The organism is Flavobacteriales bacterium (assembly GCA_016124845.1).
GTDB lineage: Bacteria > Bacteroidota > Bacteroidia > UBA10329 > UBA10329 > UBA10329.
This window is the reverse complement of record WGMW01000008.1, coordinates 185901-206031: the sequence shown is the minus strand read 5'-3', so window position 1 is coordinate 206031 and position 20131 is coordinate 185901. Positions and strand designations below refer to the sequence as shown.

Genomic DNA, 20131 nt, shown 5'->3' with positions numbered 1-20131 from the left:
GCGACAAAATAGAATTCGGAGATTTTGGGGTTCAGTAAAGTTCTTCGATGGAACCTTTGCCTTCGCGGATCACTTCCACATCACCATCGGCACAGTTCAGCACCGTTGAACCTTCAATGCCACCGAATCCACCATCGATCACGATGTCCACTTTATTTTCAAATCGCTCGTGGATGAGCGATGGGTCGGTGGTGTATTCAATGATCTTGTCCTCGTCATGCACCGAAGCGGTCATGATCGGGTTGCCCAATACACGCACAATTTCAAGCGGAATATTGTTGTCTGGAATTCGAATACCCACCGTTCGCTTTTTGCTCTGGAACAACTTCGGAACCTTGTTCGTGGCATTCAAAATGAAGGTGTAAGGTCCAGGCAAGAGTCGCTTCATCAACTTGAAAGTTGAATTGTCAATCTGTGTGCAGAACTCGGAGATGTGGCTTAGATCGTGGCAGATGAATGAGAACTGCGCCTTTTCGGGTTTGATGTTCCGAATTTGGCAGATCTTCTCTACGGCCTTGCGGTTGTTGATGTCGCAACCGATGCCGTAAACCGTGTCGGTGGGGTAGATGATCACTCCGCCTTGGCGCAGACAATCCACCACTTCCTTAATGGCTTTCGGGTTCGGATTCTCTGGGTAAATTCGGAGCAGCATGGCTTACTTGTTCGCAGCATAGTCGGCCAAGAACTTGGCAAGACCGATGTCAGTCAATGGGTGATTCAGAAGTCCGAGAATGGCATTCAATGGACACGTGGCCACATCGGCACCCGCCTCGGCACACTTTACAATATGCATGGTGTGGCGGATGCTGGCTGCAAGTATCTGTGTATCGAACATGTAGTTGTCGTAGATCAATCGGATCTGCGAGATCAGCTCCATTCCGTCTGTGCTGTTGTCGTCCAATCTTCCCAAAAATGGCGACACGTAAGTTGCTCCGGCCTTGGCGGCCAGAAGTGCCTGCCCAGCGCTGAAAACCAACGTGCAATTGGTCTTTATTCCCTTGTCGGTGAAATACTTGATGGCCTTGATGCCGTCTTTGATCATCGGCACCTTCACCACGATCTGTGGATGAAGTTTCGCCAACGCTTCACCTTCCTTCACCATTCCTTCAAAGTCCGTGGAAATGACCTCGGCACTTACGTCACCATCCACAATATTGCAGATGTCGATGTAATGCTGCGTAACGCGCGCATCGCCATGAATGCCCTCTTTGGCCATCAGCGATGGATTGGTGGTTACGCCATCCAGAACACCAAGGTCCTGTGCTTCTTTTATCTGGTCGAGGTTTGCGGTGTCGATGAAAAATTTCATGGTAAATGATTTGTTGCGAAGGTCGTCAGATAGAGCCCTGCTGGCAAGCCGACAGGCGAAAAGAAATGAACACGTTTTAAAGTAGTTCCTTCGGAAAAGGACATAAAAAAGGGGTAAGCGATCTGTGTCGCACCGCTACAACCACCTACCCTTGCTACATTCCTGTCCTGGGGGATTCAGTAGGAGCTGGTCGCACAGGACTTACCCCGGCCGCAAAGGTAGAACTCTTCTTTTTTGCTACAACCCCCAAGTTGCAGGTGCCAACAAATGTTGATCGGAACATGGAACACCGCCCATTGCACTATATTTGCCACAACCTCAAAATTTGCAACTATGAAAAATCTAATGAACTGGGGAGGGATTCTTGGCTTGGCTTTGATCGCCTACTCACTTGGACTCTACTTGGTTGGGATGAACGAGTCTCAACCTGCTCAATGGTTCAGCTACGCAATTATTGCAACATTCATTTTTCTTGGAACAAGGGCAAAACGAGAAAAGAACAATGGACTCATCAGCTATGGTCAAGGCTTGGGAACAGGTGTTGGCATCGCATTCTTCGGAAGCATTCTGGTTGCCTTCTACACGTTTGTGTTTTTCAAGTTCATTGATGCCGATATGTTCGAGCAACTGATTCTTCGTGCAGAAGATCAGCTATATGAAAAGGGAATGCCAGACGACCAGGTGGAAATGGCGATGCAGTACACACGAAAGTTCATGTCGCCTGTTCCTATGGCTGCCATGGTCGTTCTCAGCTACACATTTATGGGCTTCATTATTTCGTTGATCACCGCGGCCATTATTAAGAAGGAAGGTGATCCGTTTGGTTCTTCCGATACTATCGATTCTGACGTTAACTGACACCTGAAGTGCTCATTTCTGTAGTCATTCCGCTGTACAACGAGCACGAATCGCTGCCTGAACTGACCAGGTGGATCGATGACGTGATGCAGAAGCACAACTTCCAGTATGAGGTTGTGTATGTGGATGATGGTAGCACGGACGGTTCGTGGAAAGTGATCGAAGACCTGAAGAATCAGTATTCACAGATTCGTGCTTTGCGCTTTCGAAGAAATTATGGCAAATCCGCAGGGTTGAACCGAGGTTTCGATGCTGCCAAAGGCGATATTGTCATTACCATGGATGCCGATCTTCAGGACAGTCCAGAGGAGATTCCAGAGTTGGTTCGGATGATCACGGAGGATGGTTTCGACCTTGTTTCGGGTTGGAAGAAGAAGCGCTACGATCCCATTACCAAAACCGTTCCCACCAAACTTTACAATTGGGCGGCAAGAAAAATGTCAGGTATCTATTTGCACGATTTCAACTGCGGACTGAAAGCCTATAGGCAGGATGTGGTCAAAAGCATTGAAGTGTATGGCGAGATGCACCGCTATATTCCCATTCTGGCCAAGTGGGCAGGTTTCACCAAGATTGGCGAGAAGGTGGTACAGCATCAGGAACGCAAATTCGGGGTGACAAAATTCGGGTTGGAGCGCTTCATAAATGGCCCATTGGACCTGTTGGTCATCACCTTCATGAGCCGTTTCGGTAAGCGACCGATGCACTTTTTCGGGGTTTACGGAGTGCTGATGTTCGTGCTTGGTGGTGTGGTGAGTGCTTGGCTGATCGTTGAGAAAGTGTTGGCCATCATGCACGGTACCAAAGTGCGCGAAGTGACGGACCAACCGTTGTTCTATCTTGCCATTCTGGCCATGATCATCGGTACACAATTGTTCATGGCGGGTTTTTTGGCCGAGATGATCTCGCGGTCATCGCACGATCGTAATAATTATCAGATCGCTGAAACGATAGACTGAGTTGGCTACCGACAAGAAATGCGTGATCATTGGTCCTGCGTTTCCTCTACGCGGAGGAATTGCGCAGCTAAACGAATCCCTTTCGCAGGAGTTCACGCAACAGGGAATCGAGAATGTGATCTTCTCGTTTTATCTTCAGTATCCTTCATTTCTCTTTCCTGGAACATCGCAGGTGGAAGCCGCTGATAGGAAAGGACCTGAAGGAGTTAAAATACTTCCAACGATCAGTTCGGTAAATCCGATCAGTTGGTGGCTCACGGTCCGACAGATCAAGCGTTTCTCACCTGATTTTGTGGTGGTCCGTTTCTGGCTGCCTTTCATGGGGCCATGTTTGGGAACCATCTGCAGATGGTTGAAAAAAGCACTTGGAGTTCCCGTGGTCGGTGTTTTGGATAATGTGGTTCCGCACGAAAAAAGACCTTTCGATAAAACGTTCACCAAATACTTTTTGCGCCATTGCGATGCCTTTGTCGGAATGTCATCCACGGTTATCAACGACCTTACAAAGTTTGATTCAAACAAGCCGCGAAAACAGCTCTATCATCCTGTCTATGATCGTTTCGGGGAAAAGGTAGAGAGGTCTTTTGCCCGAAAGCATTTGGGGATTCCTGAGAATGCCAGAATGATACTTTTCTTCGGCATCATCCGTAAGTACAAAGGGTTGAAATTGCTGCTCAAGGCCATTTCGCAATTGGAGGACAAGGAGGATCTGAGGCTGGTGATCGCAGGTGAGTTCTATGAAGATCGGGCCATCTACACCAAGCTGATCGATAAATTGAAGCTGACGCAGCATGTGACCGTGAATGCAGGTTTCGTGGATAAATTCAAAGTGAAATACTATTTCTGTGCGGCTGATATGGTTGCACAACCATATCTGAGTGCGACCCAAAGCGGAGTTACTCAGATCGCCTATCATTTCGAAACACCGATGTTGGTGACCAATGTCGGTGGTCTGCCCGAAATGGTCCCTCACGGTAAGGTCGGTTATGTTACCGAACCAACCCCAGAAGCTGTTTCCGAAGGAATTTCCAAGTTCTTCAAAGAAGAAAGATACGCGGAGTTTGTGGAGAATATCAAGGAGGAGAAGAAGCGTTTTTCTTGGGATTATTTCGCTTCGCAGATACGGTCGCTGGCCGAGCAGGTCGGGTAACTTTCTACACGCTCCGAACGCCTCGTTTTTAGCACATTTTACGTGTTTCTCGGGGTCTTATTTAGCTATATTTGCCGCCTCTGAATAAGCACGGAAATCAAACCCGCGACCTTGAAACAGATAGCCATGGTGGATCTGCAGACGCAATACAGGCGTTTGCAGAAGGAGATTGACGATGCCGTACTTGCCGTAATGGACTCTGCGCGATTCATCGGTGGTCCAGAAGTGGACGGATTTAAGAATGAATTGGCAGAATATCTTGGCGCGGAGCATGTGATTCCGTGCGCCAATGGTACCGATGCGCTGCAAATTGCCATGATGGCACTTGGGCTGAAGCCTGGAGATGAGGTCATTGTTCCGACTTTCACGTATGTGGCCACGGCCGAAGTGATCGCCTTGCTGGGTCTGACACCTGTAATGGTGGATGTGGATGAGGACACGTTCACCTTGGACTTGAGTCAAGTTGAAGCGGCCATTGGTCCCAAAACCAAAGCCATCGTACCTGTTCATCTTTACGGCCAATGTGCCGATATGGAAGGATTGATGGCGTTGGCCGATAGGCATGGAATCCACGTGATTGAGGATAATGCACAGGCCATCGGCTCGGATTATTTCTTCTCGAACGGACGAGTGGCGAAATCTGGAACCATTGGAACGTTCGGAACGACCTCCTTCTTTCCATCCAAAAACTTGGGTTGTTTCGGGGATGGTGGAGCCATCTTCACCAATGATGACGATCTGGCCAAAATGGCCGTGATGATCGCATCGCACGGTCAGAGCAAATTGTACACGCATGACGTGGTCGGGGTCAATTCCCGTTTGGATGCCATGCAGGCTGCTGTGCTGAGAATCAAACTCCGTCATTTGGATGATTTCATCTCACGGAGAATTGCCGTTGCAGATAGATACGATGCAGCATTCGCGAATGTTGATGCCATCAAAACTCCAGTAAGAGACAATAGGTCGAAGCACGTTTTCCATCAATATACCTTGGTGCTGAATGGCGTGGACAGAAATGGAATTAAGGAATTCTTGCAAGAGAACGACATTCCATCCATGATCTATTACCCGATTCCGTTGCACAAACAGAAGGCGTTTGCCAATAGTGACTCAAACAGAAGTTTTGCCGTAACTGAAAAGCTGTGCGATAACGTGATCTCGCTTCCAATTCACACCGAAATGGAATCGGAACAGCAGGATTATATCATTGAAAAAGTAATTGAATTCATAAATAAGAGCGAATGAACATTGCTGTTGTAGGAACAGGATATGTTGGTCTGGTGACCGGGACCTGCTTGGCAGAAACCGGAAATCACGTTATCTGTGTTGATATTGACGAGAAGAAAGTGAATAAGATGCGGAACGGAGAAGTGCCGATCTATGAGCCGCATTTGGATGTGCTTTTCGAACGGAACATCAAACAGGGCCGCTTGAAATTCACCACAGACCTGGAAGAGGCCGTTGGTTCTGCGCAGGTCGTGTTCTTGGCGCTTCCAACTCCTCCGGGAGAAGATGGTTCTGCCGATCTTTCCTACGTGCTTGGTGTTGCCGATAACCTCGGTAAGATCATGAAGGACTACAAGGTTCTTGTGGACAAGAGTACCGTTCCTGTAGGAACTGCTGATAAAGTGACTGCAGCAGTTCAAAAACACGCAACGGTAGATTTTGATGTGGTTTCCAACCCGGAATTCCTTCGTGAGGGATTTGCGGTGGATGACTTCTTGAAGCCTGATCGAGTGGTTGTCGGAACTTCTTCCGAGAAGGCCAAGAAGATCATGGAAGAGCTTTACAAACCGTATGTCCGTCAAGGAAACCCGATCATCTTCATGGATGAGAAATCGGCCGAGCTGACCAAATATGCGGCCAACGCATTCCTTGCCACCAAGATCACCTTCATGAACGAGATCGCCAATCTCTGCGAACTTCTTGATGCAGATGTGGACAAGGTGAGAATCGGAATCGGAACGGATACGCGTATCGGTAAGCGTTTCCTTTTTCCGGGCATCGGTTATGGCGGAAGCTGTTTCCCGAAGGATGTACAGGCATTGGCAAAATCAGCCTCTGAAGTGAATTACGATTTCACCATTCTTGATTCTGTGATGCGCGTGAATGAGAACCAGAAAACGGTCATTGTTCCCAAGATCAAAGATTTTTACGGAGGCGATCTGAAAGGAAAGCACTTCGCACTTTGGGGCTTGGCCTTCAAGCCAGATACGGATGACATCCGCGAAGCACCTGCACTTTACGTCATTGACAAATTGTTGGAAGCGGGAGCAACCATTACGGCTTACGATCCAGAGGCAATGGATAACGTGAAGGAACGAGTAGGCGATAGAATTTCTTATGCCGAGGATGCCAACAGCGCTTTGGAGAATGCCGATGCCTTGATCATTGCCACCGAGTGGTCGGTTTTCCGCTCACCGGATTTTGATGTGATGTCAGAGAAGCTGAAGGAAAAGGTCGTCTTCGATGGACGTAACCTTTACGAACTCGATCAAATGAAAGATCTCGGTTTCTACTACAGCAGCATTGGACGAAGAACCATAATCCCACAAGGATGAAAAGAGTATTGATCACAGGTGCGGCCGGTTTTCTCGGTTCACACCTTTGCGACAGGTTTATCAAAGAAGGTTACTACGTGATCGGGATGGACAATCTCATCACAGGAAACCTCAAGAATATCGAACACCTGTTTAAACTGAAGGAGTTCGAATTCTACCATCACGATGTAAGCAAGTACATTCATATTCCAGGCGAACTGGATTACATTTTGCATTTCGCATCGCCAGCAAGCCCGATCGATTACTTGAAGATTCCGATTCAAACATTGAAAGTGGGCTCGTTGGGAACGCACAACTGTTTGGGACTGGCCAAAGCGAAAGGAGCAAGAATGCTGATCGCCTCAACTTCTGAAGTTTACGGTGACCCGATGGTGCATCCACAGACCGAAGATTACTGGGGAAATGTGAATCCGATCGGGCCGCGTGGCGTGTACGATGAAGCCAAGCGTTTTCAGGAGGCCATCACCATGGCGTATCATCGTTATCATGGACTTGAAACGCGTATTGTTCGGATTTTCAACACATACGGTCCGCGCATGCGACTGAATGATGGTCGTGTACTTCCCGCATTCATCGGGCAGGCACTGCGTGGCGAAGACCTTACGGTTTTCGGTGATGGAAGTCAGACAAGAAGTTTCTGTTATGTAGATGATCTGATTGAAGGGATTTACCGTTTGCTTCATTCCGATTATGCAGAGCCGGTGAACATTGGAAATCCGGATGAGATCACGATTGCGCAATTCGCAGAGGAGATCATCAAACTCACAGGAACGGATCAGAAAGTGATCTACAAACCACTTCCAGTAGATGATCCGATGCAACGTCAACCGAACATTGATAGAGCAAGAGCAATTCTCGATTGGGAGCCGAAGGTGAGCCGTGCCGAAGGATTGAAGATCACCTACGAATATTTCAAAAGCCTTCCAGAAGAGGAACTGTTCAAAAAGGAACACAACACCTTTGAAGGGTATATCAGAAAGTGATGGGATATTTTGCCCACGAAACAGCGGTTATCGATGAAGGCTGCACCATTGGTGAAGGAACCAAAGTGTGGCATTTCTCTCATTTGATGACGGGCTGTGTTCTGGGGCAGAACTGCAATCTCGGACAGAACGTGGTGGTTTCGCCAAATGTGGTTTTGGGCAATAATGTCAAGGTTCAGAACAATGTTTCGATTTACACAGGTGTCATTTGCGAAGATGATGTGTTCCTCGGCCCATCCATGGTTTTTACCAATGTGACGAATCCGAGAAGCGCGGTGAATCGCAGAGGACAGTACGAGAAAACCGTGGTCGGAAAAGGTGCCAGCATCGGAGCGAACGCGACCGTTGTCTGTGGACACAACATCGGAACGTTCGCCTTCATTGGTGCAGGTTCCGTAGTAACGAAAGACATTCCTCCGTACGCGTTGGTTGTCGGGAATCCTGCGCGCCAGATCGGTTGGATGAGCGAATTCGGTCACCGATTGGAATTCGATGCCAATGGATCGGCAACTTGTCCCGAAAGTGGAGAAAAGTATCAGTTGAAAGAAGGTTCGGTAACCAAACTGTCATGACCATCATCGAACGGAAAATACGATTTGGAGTGGTCGGCTGTGGCCACATTGGCAAGCGACATGCCGAGATGATCACCCGCAATTCTGAATGTGAACTGGTTGCGTTGAGTGATTCGCGCGATGGAAAGGAATTGGGGATCGATACGTATGATGTGCCGTTTTTCGATTCGTTGGAAGAGATGTTGGCAGCCGTTCCTGAGATCGATGTGGTCTGCGTTTGTACTCCGAATGGATTTCATGCGGAGCATAGCATTGCTGCGCTGAAAGCAGGCAAGCACATCGTTTGCGAAAAGCCGATGGCGTTGACCAAGGCAGATTGCGAGAAGATCATCTTTCAATCGTTGCAGGTTTCAAAGCAGGTTTTCTGCGTGATGCAGAACCGTTATTCGCCACCTTCGGTCTGGATCAAGAAGGTGATTGAGGAGAACATTCTCGGCAAAGTTTTCATGGTGCAGGTCAACTGTTACTGGAACCGTGACGAGCGTTACTACAAACCTGGAGTTTGGAAAGGCGATGGGAAACTGGATGGTGGCACACTTTTCACGCAATTCTCGCACTTCGTTGACATCATGTATTGGCTCTTCGGAGACATTACTGACATCAAAGCCAATTTTCACGATTTCAATCATCAGAACCTTACCGATTTTGAGGATTCTGGATTGGTGCATTTCAACTTCGTGAACGGTGGAATGGGATGTATCAATTATTCGACTTCTGTGTGGAATTCGAACTTGGAGAGCAGTCTCACAATTATTGGTGAGAAGGGAAGCGTGAAGATCGGTGGACAGTACATGAACGAGGTGGAATACTGCAACATCGATGGCTACGAAATGCCGGAGTTGGAAGAGTCGGGCCCTGCAAATGATTATGGAGCGTACAAAGGCTCTGCGGCAAACCACCATTTCATCATAGAGAATGTGGTTGAGAACCTGCGCGGAAGCAAATCCATTACCACAAACGCCTTGGAAGGGCTGAAGGTGGTTGACATCATCGAGCGCATTTATGCGCTCAGACCGAAAGAGTTATTATCGAAGAAGAATTCGTGAGATGAACATTTACGAAAGATTGGTGAACAAAGACGCCAAGTTGGCGGTGATCGGCCTTGGCTACGTGGGGCTGCCTATTGCCTTGGCTTTCGCCAGAAAGATAAAAGTGGTCGGCTTCGACATCAACGCAGACCGTGTGGAGTTGATGAAAAAGAACATCGACCCAAGCGAGGAACTGGAAGCATCCGAGTTTGAAGGATGTGACATTCTCTTTACTGCCGATCCGAACGACCTGAAAGACGTTCAGTTCTATATTGTGGCGGTTCCTACGCCAATTGACGAACACAACCTGCCCGATCTTAGACCTGTGTTAAGTGCGTCAAAAACAGTTGGTTCTGCACTCAGCAAAGGCGATTATGTGGTTTTTGAATCGACCGTTTATCCAGGTTGCACCGAAGAAGACTGTGTTCCAGTTTTGGAGGAGGTCTCTGGTCTGAAATTCAATGAGGATTTCAAAGTTGGTTACTCACCAGAGCGCATCAATCCAGGAGATAAGGAACATACGTTGGCCAAGATCGTCAAGGTGGTTTCGGGCTGTGATGATGAATCACTGGATATCGTGGCTAAAACATACGAATTGGTGGTAGATGCAGGCGTTCACCGAGCGTCATCCATCAAAGTTGCCGAGGCGGCCAAGATCATTGAGAACACCCAGCGCGATGTGAACATTGCTTTGATGAACGAACTTTCCATGATCTTCAACCGAATGGGCATCAATACGTTCGATGTGCTTCAGGCTGCAGGTACAAAATGGAATTTCCTGAAGTTCTTCCCTGGCCTGGTCGGTGGGCATTGCATCGGTGTCGATCCATATTACCTCACGCACAAGGCCCGCGAGCTCGGTTATCACTCCAAGGTCATCACCTCTGGTCGTTCCATCAACGATGAGATGGGACCATATATCGCGCGCGAAACGGTGAAGAAGATCATCGCCAACGGAAAAGACATCAGCAAGGCCAAAGTGCTTATAATGGGAGCTACATTCAAGGAAAATGTGGCCGATATCCGCAACTCAAAAGTGGTGGATGTGATCCGTGAGTTGGAGTCGTTCGGAGTTCGGGTGGACGTGGTCGATCCACATGCATCTTCCAGCGAGCTCAAACACGAATACGGTTTTGAGCTTACGTCCAAGGTTGGCAATAATTACGATGCCATCATCGTGGCTGTGAACCATGCCGAATACATCAGCAAGGATGAAAACTATTTCGAATCACTTTCTTCCGACAACGGAATTGTTGTGGATGTGAAAGGCGTCTTCAAAGGCAGAATCAATAATCTGGAATACTGGAGTTTGTAATGGTAGTTGTAACGGGAGGAACAGGATATATTGGTTCGCACACCGTTGTAGAACTGCTACAGGCGGGTTATCAGGTTGCAATTCTTGATGATCTTTCCAATTCCAGCATCGAAGTGCTTGATGCGATTGAAGAACTGACGGGCGTTCGTCCCCAGTTTTTTGAGGTAGATCTTTCCGATGCTGCTGCAACCGCATCGGTGTTTGAGCAGATAGGTGCAGAGGCAGACTCGATCATCCATTTTGCGGCCAAGAAAGCGGTCGGAGAATCCGTTCAGGATCCATTGCTCTATTACAGGAACAACCTTTTCAGTTTGGTGAACGTGCTGGAGGAAATGAAAAAGCACGACATCAGGAATTTCGTCTTTTCATCCAGTTGTACCGTTTACGGTCAGCCAGATGTTTGCCCGGTCACGGAATCCACTCCAAGAAAAGAAGCAGAATCTCCTTACGGAAATACCAAAAGCATGGCAGAGGACATCATCCGCGATGCTTCGCCTGTCGAGAAATTCAACAGTATTTCACTGAGATATTTCAACCCTATCGGGGCACATGCTTCAGGGAAGATCGGTGAACTTCCGGTTGGAATCCCCAACAATCTTGTTCCGTACGTTACGCAAACAGCAGCGGGGATTCGCGAAACACTTACTGTTTTTGGAGATGACTATCCAACGGCTGATGGAACATGCATCCGCGATTACATCCATGTGGTGGACCTGGCAAAGGCCCATCTCCAGGCATTGAAACGCATTGAGGATGGTCGGATGGATTCGGCATACGAAGTATTCAATGTCGGTACTGGCAACGGTTATTCCGTTCTGGATGTCGTCAATGGCTTTGAGGAGGCGACAGGAATTAAAGTGAATTACAGGATCGGGTCGAGAAGGGCAGGAGACATTACACAGGTTTGGGCAGATACATCGCTTGCTAATGAGGCGCTCAACTGGAAGGCTGAACTTGGATTGAAAGAAGCGCTCAGTTCATCTTGGAACTGGGAACAGAATTACAGAAAACAGAACACATGAAGACGATCATCATAACAGGTGGTGCAGGATTTATCGGCTCGCACGTAGTGTGCAGGTTTGTGAACAACTATCCGAACTATCGAATTGTGAACTTGGATGCGCTTACCTACGCAGGAAACCTGGAGAATCTGAAGGATGTGGAAAACGCTCCGAACTACGTGTTCGAGCATGCGGACATCACCGATGAGGCAAAGATGGAGGAGGTTTTCGCCAAGCATCAACCAGATGCGGTCATTCATTTGGCGGCAGAATCGCATGTGGACCGTTCCATTTCTGGACCGATGGCATTTGTGAAGACCAACATTATTGGAACGGTGAACCTGTTGAATGCTGCCCGCAAACTGTGGGACGGCAATTGGGAGGGAAAGCGTTTCTACCACGTTTCTACCGATGAGGTTTATGGCTCCTTGGGTGATGAAGGATTCTTCTATGAGACAACGGCTTACGATCCGCGAAGCCCGTATTCTGCTTCCAAAGCAAGTTCAGATCACTTGGTCAGAGCTTATTTTCATACGTACGGATTGCCGATTGTGATCAGCAATTGCTCCAACAACTACGGACCGAATCATTTTCCAGAGAAGTTGATCCCACTGGCCATCCATCGCATCCAGAACAATCAGGAAATTCCTGTTTATGGAAAAGGCGAGAACGTTCGCGACTGGTTGTATGTGGAAGATCACGCCTCGGCCATTGATACAGTTTTCCACAAAGGGCCTAACGGTGAGACCTACAACATCGGTGGTAATAACGAGTGGACCAACATCGACCTGATCCGACTACTTTGCAAGATTATGGATGAGAAGTTGGGTAGGGAAGAGGGGACGTCTGAGAAACTCATCACATTCGTGAAAGACCGTGCAGGTCACGATCTCCGTTATGCGATCGACTCAACCAAGCTGAAAACAGAACTGGGTTGGCAACCAAGTCTGACATTCGAGGAAGGTTTGCCGAAAACGGTAGATTGGTATCTGGCCAATCAGGAGTGGTTGAATCATGTGACTTCTGGAGCATACCAGAACTACTTCAAACAGCAGTATCAGGAACGCTAAGATGTACGAAACCCTTTTTCATACGGACGATATTTCAAGTTCAACTTTTCTTGTAACGGGAGGTGCTGGTTTTGTAGGCTCGAACATCGCAGCTTACCTTATGAAATATGGTGCTGGAAAGGTGCGTGTGCTGGATAATCTGTGTGAGGGTAAGATCCAGAACATTGAAAGTTTTCTCAACGAACCGAATTTCGAGTTCATCAATGGAGATATTTCCGATGCTGAAACATGCAAGAAGGCATGCAAAGGTGTCGATTACATCACGCATCAGGCGGCTTTGGGTTCCGTACCACGTTCGTTGGAAACACCATTGCTGACCAATGAAGCCAACGTGACAGGTTTCCTGAACATGCTCACGGCAGCGAAGGATGCCAAGGTCAAGCGATTCGTTTATGCAAGTTCATCCTCCGTTTACGGAGACAGTCTGAAACTACCGAAAGTGGAAGAACACATCGGTGACCCGCTTTCACCGTATGCCGCTTCCAAGTTTGTGAACGAGGTTTACGCAGGTGTTTACGCCCTCAACTACGGAATTGAAGTGGTGGGCTTACGCTATTTCAATATTTTCGGTCCCAATCAGAAACCTGATGGACCGTATGCGGCCGTAATTCCATTGTTTATGGATGCGCTTTTGAAAGGAGAATCTCCATTCGTCAATGGCGATGGCGAGCAGTCGCGCGATTTCACGTTTGTGGAAAATGCGGTTCAGGCAAACATCCGCGCCATGTTCTCTCAGGTTCCTGGTGCCGCTGGAAAGGTTTACAACATCGCTTTTGGCGAACGGACCACCATCAACCAACTGTATTTTACATTGAAGGAACTTGTCGGTTCCGATATCGATCCGACCTACCGCGAGCCACGCAAAGGTGATGTCCGCGATTCGTTGGCAGACATTTCAAAGGCAAAGGCGTACTTGGGTTACGATCCCAAGGTCAGCATCCGCGATGGTCTTGAAATAACGCTCAACTGGTTCAGGGAGCATTACGGCCCCAAGGTTACTGATTGAAGAACAGCTCGTTTGCCCGTTGGGCGATGCATCTTCCGTGATATTCTGAGTTTTCTGCTGTGGTCCGCAGGTTGGTGCCAGCATACAATCGGCTGTAAACCGCTTCGTGTCCCATTTCGGTGAAGGAAGCATAAACACGCGCATCCAGATTCAGGATCTCATGCGTCTTGTCGGTAAATTCAATATCTCCGTAACGGTTGATGAAAACCTGTGTGGCAGCATACGCCATGGTTGTCCTCAACGAAGGATATTCGGGCGTTGACGGATTGATCACATACGATTCCCAGTTGGAGTCTCCTCCTTCACGGATAACCGTCAAAGGGCGCGGTCGCCAGTAAGTGTACTTCAGTTTGTAGGTCGAAATATAGGTGTCGGCCATCGCGATGCACAGATGGGTGAAAGCTGTTACCGTTTCCTTACCGTCCAGAAGGTTCTGACCGATCAACTGCCGTAAGATGGAAATGTAGTGTCCAGGAACCGTGTATGTTCCTGGGCCATCGCTCCAAAAGTTGGCCATGTCCTTTTGGGCATCGTTCAGGTTCGATTCCAGTTGTCCGATCTCTTCAATATCCACGGCATATTGCCCATCGTTCGAAACCTCGATCGGAATTCCAGGATGGCAGAGCGAGATAAGTTGATCGGGGCTGAAGGTAAATGCGCGAAGATCACCCCAACACGGATATTCGGGCGGACTGAAACCCGAAGGTGTTGGTTTCCAATCGCTTCCTCCCGTTGGCACAGTTACATCACAGTTGGCGATCATCTGAGCATAACCATCATTATCGGCCCAATTGTTAATGGCGTTGCCCATCAGTTGGCCCAAGGCGCGAGAACGGGCAACCACAGGCTCCACCACACCGATGTTCAGATAATCCCGTTCGTGTTCAACATACGTGGAAGAGATCACCAGTTTGATGTTCTGAGGCGCATCTGCAAACATGTGCAGCAGCACGGTTTCCATGGCAGCTTCAGCGATCACCCCGTAGTTGTAACTAAGGTCTGGGCTTGGAGTAGGTAGTGCGTCCAATCCGTCCAATTGTCCAACCAACGAACGCATGTCTTCGGCACTCAATTGATAGCCTTCGTAGTAAGCGATACTTGCGTAGGCCATTATTCGTGATGTCTGTGCGCCAGTAAGGTCTGTGGCTCGGATAATGGCCAAAAGCTGCGCCATCCAATCTCCCAACTGACTTGGCGAAGTGGTCTGTTCAATGCCATCCACCTTTGGCGGTCGCTCCTTTTTACAACCTGTGGGAATGGTGAAAAACGAAAACACGAAAAGCCCTAAAAGGCTGAGTTTCTTCCAAGACATGCCTCAAAAATTTGAAGCTGAAATTAGCGAATTATCCTACGGAGGAAGTGGTCACCTGTCGATTCACCTTCTTGATCAATCCAGAAAGAACACGCCCTGGCCCGACCTCCGTAAACGAGGTGGCGCCATCGCGGAGCATCTGGCTCACGGTCTGTGTCCATTTTACAGGAGCAGTAAGCTGTGCAATGAGGTTCGATTTGATGATGTCAGGATTCGAAACCACCTGACCTGTCACATTCTGGTAGATCGGGCAGATAGGCTTGCTCACCGTGGTGGTCCGGATCGCCTCTTCCAATTCCACTTTGGCGGGCTCCATCAACGGGCTGTGGAATGCACCGCCCACATTCAGTTTGATGGCACGCAACGCACCTGCTTCTGTCAACTTCTCGCACGCAAGGTCAACGCCTTTGTTGGTGCCGGATATTACGATCTGTCCGGGACAATTGTAGTTGGCCGGAACCACAATTTCGTCTTTGATCGAGGCACAGATGGAAGCCACTTTCTCATCTTCCATTCCCAGAATGGCTGCCATGGTCGAGGGGTTCATTTCGCAGGCTTTCTGCATCGCTTGCGCACGTGCCGCCACCAGTTTCAAACCGTCTTCAAAGGTCAGCGCCTTATTGGCCACCAAGGCAGAGAACTCACCCAACGAATGTCCCGCAACCATATCTGGATTGAACTCTTCCAACGTCAACGCACGGATCACCGAATGTAAAAAGATCGCAGGCTGCGTCACTTTCGTCTGCTTCAGGTCGTCATCCGCGCCACCGAACATGATCTCCGTGATCTTGAACCCAAGGATCTTGTCCGCCTTGTCAAAAAGTGCTTTGGCCTCGGCAGAGCTTTCATACAGCTCCTTGCCCATACCAATAAATTGCGAGCCTTGGCCCGGAAAAACGTATGCTTTCATTTCAGGGAATTCAATCTCCGTAGTATTCTACGTAGTTGTTTTCGGTTTCAATCAGTTTGATGCAATGCAGAGCCGCACCGTGCGTAGCGATCAAGGGCGCAAGTATCTTCCAGAATTCCATGGCAAGGATCTCGGTCGAAGGATACTTCCCACGCATGAAATCCACATCCAGGTTCAAGTTCTTATGGTCCACTTTCTCGATCACATGGTCTTTGATCATCGCACTCAGGTCCTTCAGGTTGATCACAAATCCCGTGTCCTCATTCACCTCACCCTTCACCGTAACGATAAGTTCAAAATTGTGCCCGTGCCAGTTCGCGTTGGCGCATTTGCCAAACACCTCATCATTCTTCTCCGCACTCCAATGCTCGTTGTAAAGCTTGTGTGCCGCGTTAAATCGCTCTCTTCTCGTAATGTAGATCATCGCCTCAGAAACGGAGCGCAAATATAGTATCATTCCAAACCACGCCTAAGACCTTTATCACCTTCAGGTTTGGGCGTTCCCCCGCACATAACGCTCCGCGATCATGTGCGCGGTCGGGCTGTCCGCTATATCTTTTTTCAGAACGGACGCTGAGGTGTCATCCTGAGTGACCTGTCCTGAGCCTGTCGAAGGGTCGAAGAATCAAGCGTAAGTGAGTGAAAAAAGGATGCCGCTTCCATCCCTAACGCACGCCACCTGCAAACCAGCATCGCAAGCCGAAAGCTAAGCGATTTTTAGGTATGTTGGAGATTACATTGTTTAAAGGGTCACATTATTTGTTTATTTGTTTTCAAAATTCATTTGATTCTCTCCTCAAAATTGTTCTAAGTCATGCTTTGTACTGTAAGTGAAACTGTGGAACGTGTTGATTGTCGTCCTTTCCTTCGATGGGCTGGTGGAAAGAGCTGGTTGGTGAAACATTTTCACAATTACATACCAAAGAACGGGTTCAACAATTATCATGAGCCGTTCTTGGGTGGGGGGTCAATTTTTATGTTTTTACAGCCTCAACAAGTAGCTTATTTATCTGATTTGAATGGCGATCTGGTGTCGGCCTATCAGCAAGTTAAATCCAATGTCGATGGAGTAATATCAGCACTTCAATCATATAAGAACACGAAAGAATTTTACTACAAAGTGAGAGATAGTTCAGTACCTGATAGTGTTGAGGAACAGGCGGCTCGTTTCATCTTCTTGAATCAAACCTCCTTCAATGGCATTTATCGTGTGAACCTGAGTGGAAAGTATAATGTTCCATTTGGATACAGAACCAAGGATTTTTTTGAACCAGAGAACCTAAGAGAAGTATCTAAACTCCTACAGAATGCGGTCATTTTTCCGAGTGATTTTCGGAACATAATTTCGAATGTAAGTGAAGGGGATTTGGTTTTTCTGGACCCACCCTATACAGTTACCCACAATCACAACGGTTTCGTGAAGTACAACAGCAAGTTGTTCAACGAGGAAGATCAAATTGACTTGTCCATTTTGATTGATGAAATAAAAGATTGCGGTGCTTATTACATATTGACTAATGCTGCACATAAGTGGGTGAGACAAACGTTTGCTAAAGAAGGTGACAGAATTGATGAATTGGGAAGGGCTAGCCTGATTGGCGGCAAGAAAGCAAAGCGTGGGATTTTTTCTGAGTACGTTTTTACCAATGTAATTGATTGACCATGAGCTTTCTGAGCCCAGAACAGGTTGAGGAAATCACACAGAAACTCACCAAAGACTTATCATACTTAGGAAAACTATTCAAGGCAAAAAAGAATAGGTATTACGAAAAGAATGTCGAACACTCGCTGACAGACGAAATGCTGAAGCAAGGATGGGAAGAGTATAAAAAGCCTCTTGCGACCAAAACCCCTCTGCGGAAGCTAAAAGATCATAGTAGGCAATTTGAGGATGATGTCTGGTGTCAACTTTACAATTTAGGGTATCGTCATCTTAACCTTGATGACAAGTTCTATCTCCCTTATGGGAAAGACCCCGAAGAAAAGAAGCAAATTGACGTCATTGCCATTGACGGTGAAACTGTAGTGTTGGTAGAGTGCCGATCTGCGGAGAAGACTAAGCGCACCAATTCTCTGAAGACAGAGTTTGAAGGCTTAGAAAAGAGATTGGATGGTTTTAGAAAAGCCATCTCGCAAGTCTTCGGAAAGCAATTAAAAGTGAAATACATTTTCGCCACTAGAAACTTGCGGATTGATAGCGAAAGCGTTGATATCCAAAGGTTGAGAAAAACAGGTTCTTTCTTTTACAATGATAGTACCCATGATTATCTCAATAGTCTCATTAAAAACTATCGAGGTGCAGCTCGATATCAGTTTTTGGGATTGCTGTTCAAGGATCAATTGATAAATACAGATAAAATTGAAGTCCCAGCTGTTGAGGGTGAAATGGGGAACAAGAGGTATTATATGTTCTCCTTGGAACCGAGCACTTTACTCAAAATGAGTTTCATTCTTCACCGAACACGAGCGAATGAATCTGAAATGCCAACTTATCAGAGGTTGCTGGTGCCGAGTAGATTAAAAGGAATTACAAAATTCATTTCAGAGGGAGGGTATTTCCCAAACTCGATTATCATCAATTTCGGTCAGAAGAAGCATAAGTTGCAGTTTGAACCGTCTAACCGAGCTGGTGATACACACTCAAGATTCGGTATGCTGAAAATACCAAATGCCTACGCCATTGCTTATGTGATAGATGGTCAGCATAGGTTGTATGGTTATGCAGATACAAAGTTCAGCGAAACCAACACCATTCCAGTTGTGGCTTTCATAAACCTCAGCTCAACTGAACAGTTGGAGATTTTCTTCGACATCAACCAAAACCAAAAGGCCGTCAGCCCAACGCTAAGGCTAACATTGGAGGAGGATTTATTTTGGGCATCAGATAGGGCTGATAGTCGAATGAAAGCCCTTAGATCATCAATCATTAAAGGTCTCACCAACTCTCAAGGTCCGCTTCAAAACAAGATCTCGCTTGGGGAGGACAAAGCACTTTTGTCTGCAAGCCCTTTTGCCAATGCACTCTTGAAGTCTGGTCTGCTTCCTAGTGTTAAGGGTAATCAGTACAAGCAGGAAACTGTGAACGCATGTCTATATGACATTACCAATGGCGATCACGGACGGGAAATGGAGAAATCGAGAAAAAGCGTAATCAGTTTCATTAACCGATGCTATGAGTTTATCGAAGATAATTATCCTGAAATATTTGAACGAGAACAGTATTTTATCATTTCAAATCGGGGTTCTTATGCATTTGTAACGCTAATTGGTGACCTGAACAAACACATGGTCGATTCAGGTTATCTGACCATTAAATCTTCTGTGCAAGACCGATTTGAGGCTATAGAAAAGTACTTGAAGGTTCTCTTAGACCAGCTTTCCAATGTCGATCCAAAAGAATCTGAGCCAATATTGAAATCCTATGGAACAGGTGGGGATATAGTTTGGTTACGATACTTCCAATCCTTGATTAATGCAACATTCAATGACTACAATCCGCCTGAACTTGTTGATTGGAAGGAAAGACAGGATGAAGAACTTCAAGACGAAGGACGGAAATACGGTGAGGCAATTGAAAAGCATATGAAAAAAATGGTGCTTGAAAAGTTGAAGATTCTATTCGAAAGTAATTGGGACATTGAAATTGGAAACATCAAGCGAGAATGCTTGAAACGGGCAGAAGAAGAGATTGAACGTCAATACAAAGAGGGTCTTGGCAGAAAAGACATCCAATGGACCGACATGTTTAACATAAATGATTATAAGACGATTATCAAAAAATATTGGACCAAAGAACCGACCGCTAAGAATCTCACGTTTACAACATTTGAAAAGGATTTTTCAATTCGGGTACCGAATGAAGGTAAGTTCAATAGTCAAGCGGAAAAAACCAAATGGATTTCCTATTTCAATTCATATCGGAATCTTTGGGCGCATGCTGGTAGTAAGGAGAAACGTTTGAACAAAGAGGAAGTGAAATTCTTGAAACACGTTTATGGTCATTTCTATCCCACTCCATAAGCTTATACAGACGTTCCAAACTGCCATATAGTCCTTCTTTCCTGTCATATGGTCCTTCTAAAGCCTCATATCTTCTT

19 protein-coding genes and 1 other RNA gene are annotated in these 20131 nt (G+C 47.1%); 14 read left to right on the top strand and 6 right to left on the bottom strand.

The window, feature by feature from the left end:
- Positions 1-31 precede the first annotated feature (31 nt).
- The 3 genes from GC178_04055 to ffs form a co-directional block, all read right to left on the bottom strand.
- Positions 32-652 (bottom strand): threonylcarbamoyl-AMP synthase, encoded by a 621-nt coding sequence (locus GC178_04055; GenBank protein MBI1286731.1) that lies wholly within the window; start codon positions 650-652, stop codon positions 32-34.
- 3 nt (positions 653-655) lie between these two features.
- Entirely contained in the window at positions 656-1309 is a 654-nt protein-coding gene (gene fsa, locus GC178_04050) for a fructose-6-phosphate aldolase (protein ID MBI1286730.1), read from the bottom strand.
- A 108-nt stretch (positions 1310-1417) separates the two neighbouring features.
- An RNA gene (gene ffs / locus GC178_04045) (signal recognition particle sRNA small type) lies at positions 1418-1516 on the bottom strand.
- 60 nt (positions 1517-1576) lie between these two features.
- Here ffs and GC178_04040 point away from each other — a divergent pair.
- The 12 genes from GC178_04040 (at position 1577) to GC178_03985 (ending at position 13812) form a co-directional block, all read left to right on the top strand.
- The gene (locus GC178_04040; GenBank protein ID MBI1286729.1) at positions 1577-2167 is read left to right on the top strand and encodes a DUF4199 family protein; all 591 of its coding nucleotides are present in this window, start codon (positions 1577-1579) and stop codon (positions 2165-2167) included.
- Positions 2168-2175: 8 nt separating this feature from the next.
- Entirely contained in the window at positions 2176-3126 is a 951-nt protein-coding gene (locus GC178_04035; GenBank protein MBI1286728.1) for a glycosyltransferase, read from the top strand.
- 1 nt (position 3127) lies between these two features.
- Entirely contained in the window at positions 3128-4276 is a 1149-nt protein-coding gene (locus GC178_04030) for a glycosyltransferase (protein MBI1286727.1), read from the top strand.
- A 111-nt stretch (positions 4277-4387) separates the two neighbouring features.
- A complete protein-coding gene (locus tag GC178_04025; GenBank protein MBI1286726.1) occupies positions 4388-5521 on the top strand; it encodes an aminotransferase class I/II-fold pyridoxal phosphate-dependent enzyme in 1134 nt (377 codons plus the stop codon).
- Positions 5518-6837 (top strand): nucleotide sugar dehydrogenase, encoded by a 1320-nt coding sequence (locus tag GC178_04020; GenBank protein MBI1286725.1) that lies wholly within the window; start codon positions 5518-5520, stop codon positions 6835-6837. The genes GC178_04025 and GC178_04020 overlap by 4 nt, the downstream gene beginning before the upstream one ends.
- A complete protein-coding gene (locus tag GC178_04015; protein ID MBI1286724.1) occupies positions 6834-7820 on the top strand; it encodes an NAD-dependent epimerase/dehydratase family protein in 987 nt (328 codons plus the stop codon). The genes GC178_04020 and GC178_04015 overlap by 4 nt, the downstream gene beginning before the upstream one ends.
- Entirely contained in the window at positions 7820-8392 is a 573-nt protein-coding gene (locus GC178_04010) for an N-acetyltransferase (GenBank protein MBI1286723.1), read from the top strand. The genes GC178_04015 and GC178_04010 overlap by 1 nt, the downstream gene beginning before the upstream one ends.
- 2 nt (positions 8393-8394) lie before the next feature.
- The gene (locus GC178_04005) at positions 8395-9438 is read left to right on the top strand and encodes a gfo/Idh/MocA family oxidoreductase (protein MBI1286722.1); all 1044 of its coding nucleotides are present in this window, start codon (positions 8395-8397) and stop codon (positions 9436-9438) included.
- A gap of 7 nt (positions 9439-9445) precedes the next feature.
- Positions 9446-10735 carry a nucleotide sugar dehydrogenase gene (locus GC178_04000; GenBank protein MBI1286721.1) on the top strand — a complete coding sequence of 430 codons (1290 nt, stop codon included), beginning with the start codon at positions 9446-9448 and terminating at the stop codon, positions 10733-10735.
- A complete protein-coding gene (galE, locus tag GC178_03995) occupies positions 10735-11757 on the top strand; it encodes a UDP-glucose 4-epimerase GalE (protein ID MBI1286720.1) in 1023 nt (340 codons plus the stop codon). Before GC178_04000 ends, galE begins: the two co-directional genes overlap by 1 nt.
- Complete coding sequence (gene rfbB / locus GC178_03990; GenBank protein ID MBI1286719.1) at positions 11754-12806, top strand: dTDP-glucose 4,6-dehydratase; 1053 nt, start codon at positions 11754-11756, stop codon at positions 12804-12806. The genes galE and rfbB overlap by 4 nt, the downstream gene beginning before the upstream one ends.
- Position 12807: 1 nt before the next feature.
- Entirely contained in the window at positions 12808-13812 is a 1005-nt protein-coding gene (locus tag GC178_03985; GenBank protein MBI1286718.1) for an NAD-dependent epimerase/dehydratase family protein, read from the top strand.
- Here the strand turns inward: GC178_03985 and GC178_03980 are convergent.
- Genes GC178_03980 through GC178_03970 form a run of 3 tightly spaced genes read right to left on the bottom strand, consistent with a single transcriptional unit; the run spans position 13802 to position 16458 of the window.
- The gene (locus GC178_03980; protein ID MBI1286717.1) at positions 13802-15124 is read right to left on the bottom strand and encodes a phosphatase PAP2 family protein; all 1323 of its coding nucleotides are present in this window, start codon (positions 15122-15124) and stop codon (positions 13802-13804) included. The genes GC178_03985 and GC178_03980 overlap by 11 nt on opposite strands.
- A 31-nt stretch (positions 15125-15155) precedes the next feature.
- Positions 15156-16034: an ACP S-malonyltransferase gene (gene fabD / locus GC178_03975; GenBank protein MBI1286716.1), complete on the bottom strand. Its 879-nt coding sequence runs from the start codon at positions 16032-16034 to the stop codon at positions 15156-15158.
- 10 nt (positions 16035-16044) lie between these two features.
- A complete protein-coding gene (locus GC178_03970) occupies positions 16045-16458 on the bottom strand; it encodes a 6-carboxytetrahydropterin synthase (protein MBI1286715.1) in 414 nt (137 codons plus the stop codon).
- 390 nt (positions 16459-16848) lie between these two features.
- On the opposite strand from GC178_03970, the gene GC178_03965 reads away from it, so the two are divergent.
- Positions 16849-17694 (top strand): Dam family site-specific DNA-(adenine-N6)-methyltransferase, encoded by an 846-nt coding sequence (locus tag GC178_03965; protein MBI1286714.1) that lies wholly within the window; start codon positions 16849-16851, stop codon positions 17692-17694.
- Between the two features lie 2 nt (positions 17695-17696).
- Positions 17697-20054 (top strand): DGQHR domain-containing protein, encoded by a 2358-nt coding sequence (locus GC178_03960; GenBank protein ID MBI1286713.1) that lies wholly within the window; start codon positions 17697-17699, stop codon positions 20052-20054.
- The last annotated feature ends 77 nt before the right edge of the window (positions 20055-20131 follow it).

Bases quoted from the DNA above. Each gene is read 5' to 3' on its own strand.
- GC178_04055 (MBI1286731.1), bottom strand. From the start codon at position 652: ATGCTGCTCCGAATTTACCCAGAGAATCCGAACCCGAAAGCCATTAAG.
- fsa (MBI1286730.1), bottom strand. From the start codon at position 1,309: ATGAAATTTTTCATCGACACCGCAAACCTCGACCAGATAAAAGAAGCA.
- GC178_04040 (MBI1286729.1), top strand. From the start codon at position 1,577: ATGTTGATCGGAACATGGAACACCGCCCATTGCACTATATTTGCCACA.
- GC178_04020 (MBI1286725.1), top strand. From the start codon at position 5,518: ATGAACATTGCTGTTGTAGGAACAGGATATGTTGGTCTGGTGACCGGG.
- GC178_04015 (MBI1286724.1), top strand. From the start codon at position 6,834: ATGAAAAGAGTATTGATCACAGGTGCGGCCGGTTTTCTCGGTTCACAC.
- GC178_04010 (MBI1286723.1), top strand. From the start codon at position 7,820: ATGGGATATTTTGCCCACGAAACAGCGGTTATCGATGAAGGCTGCACC.
- galE (MBI1286720.1), top strand. From the start codon at position 10,735: ATGGTAGTTGTAACGGGAGGAACAGGATATATTGGTTCGCACACCGTT.
- rfbB (MBI1286719.1), top strand. From the start codon at position 11,754: ATGAAGACGATCATCATAACAGGTGGTGCAGGATTTATCGGCTCGCAC.
- GC178_03985 (MBI1286718.1), top strand. From the start codon at position 12,808: ATGTACGAAACCCTTTTTCATACGGACGATATTTCAAGTTCAACTTTT.
- GC178_03980 (MBI1286717.1), bottom strand. From the start codon at position 15,124: ATGTCTTGGAAGAAACTCAGCCTTTTAGGGCTTTTCGTGTTTTCGTTT.
- fabD (MBI1286716.1), bottom strand. From the start codon at position 16,034: ATGAAAGCATACGTTTTTCCGGGCCAAGGCTCGCAATTTATTGGTATG.
- GC178_03970 (MBI1286715.1), bottom strand. From the start codon at position 16,458: ATGATCTACATTACGAGAAGAGAGCGATTTAACGCGGCACACAAGCTT.
- GC178_03965 (MBI1286714.1), top strand. From the start codon at position 16,849: ATGCTTTGTACTGTAAGTGAAACTGTGGAACGTGTTGATTGTCGTCCT.
- GC178_03960 (MBI1286713.1), top strand. From the start codon at position 17,697: ATGAGCTTTCTGAGCCCAGAACAGGTTGAGGAAATCACACAGAAACTC.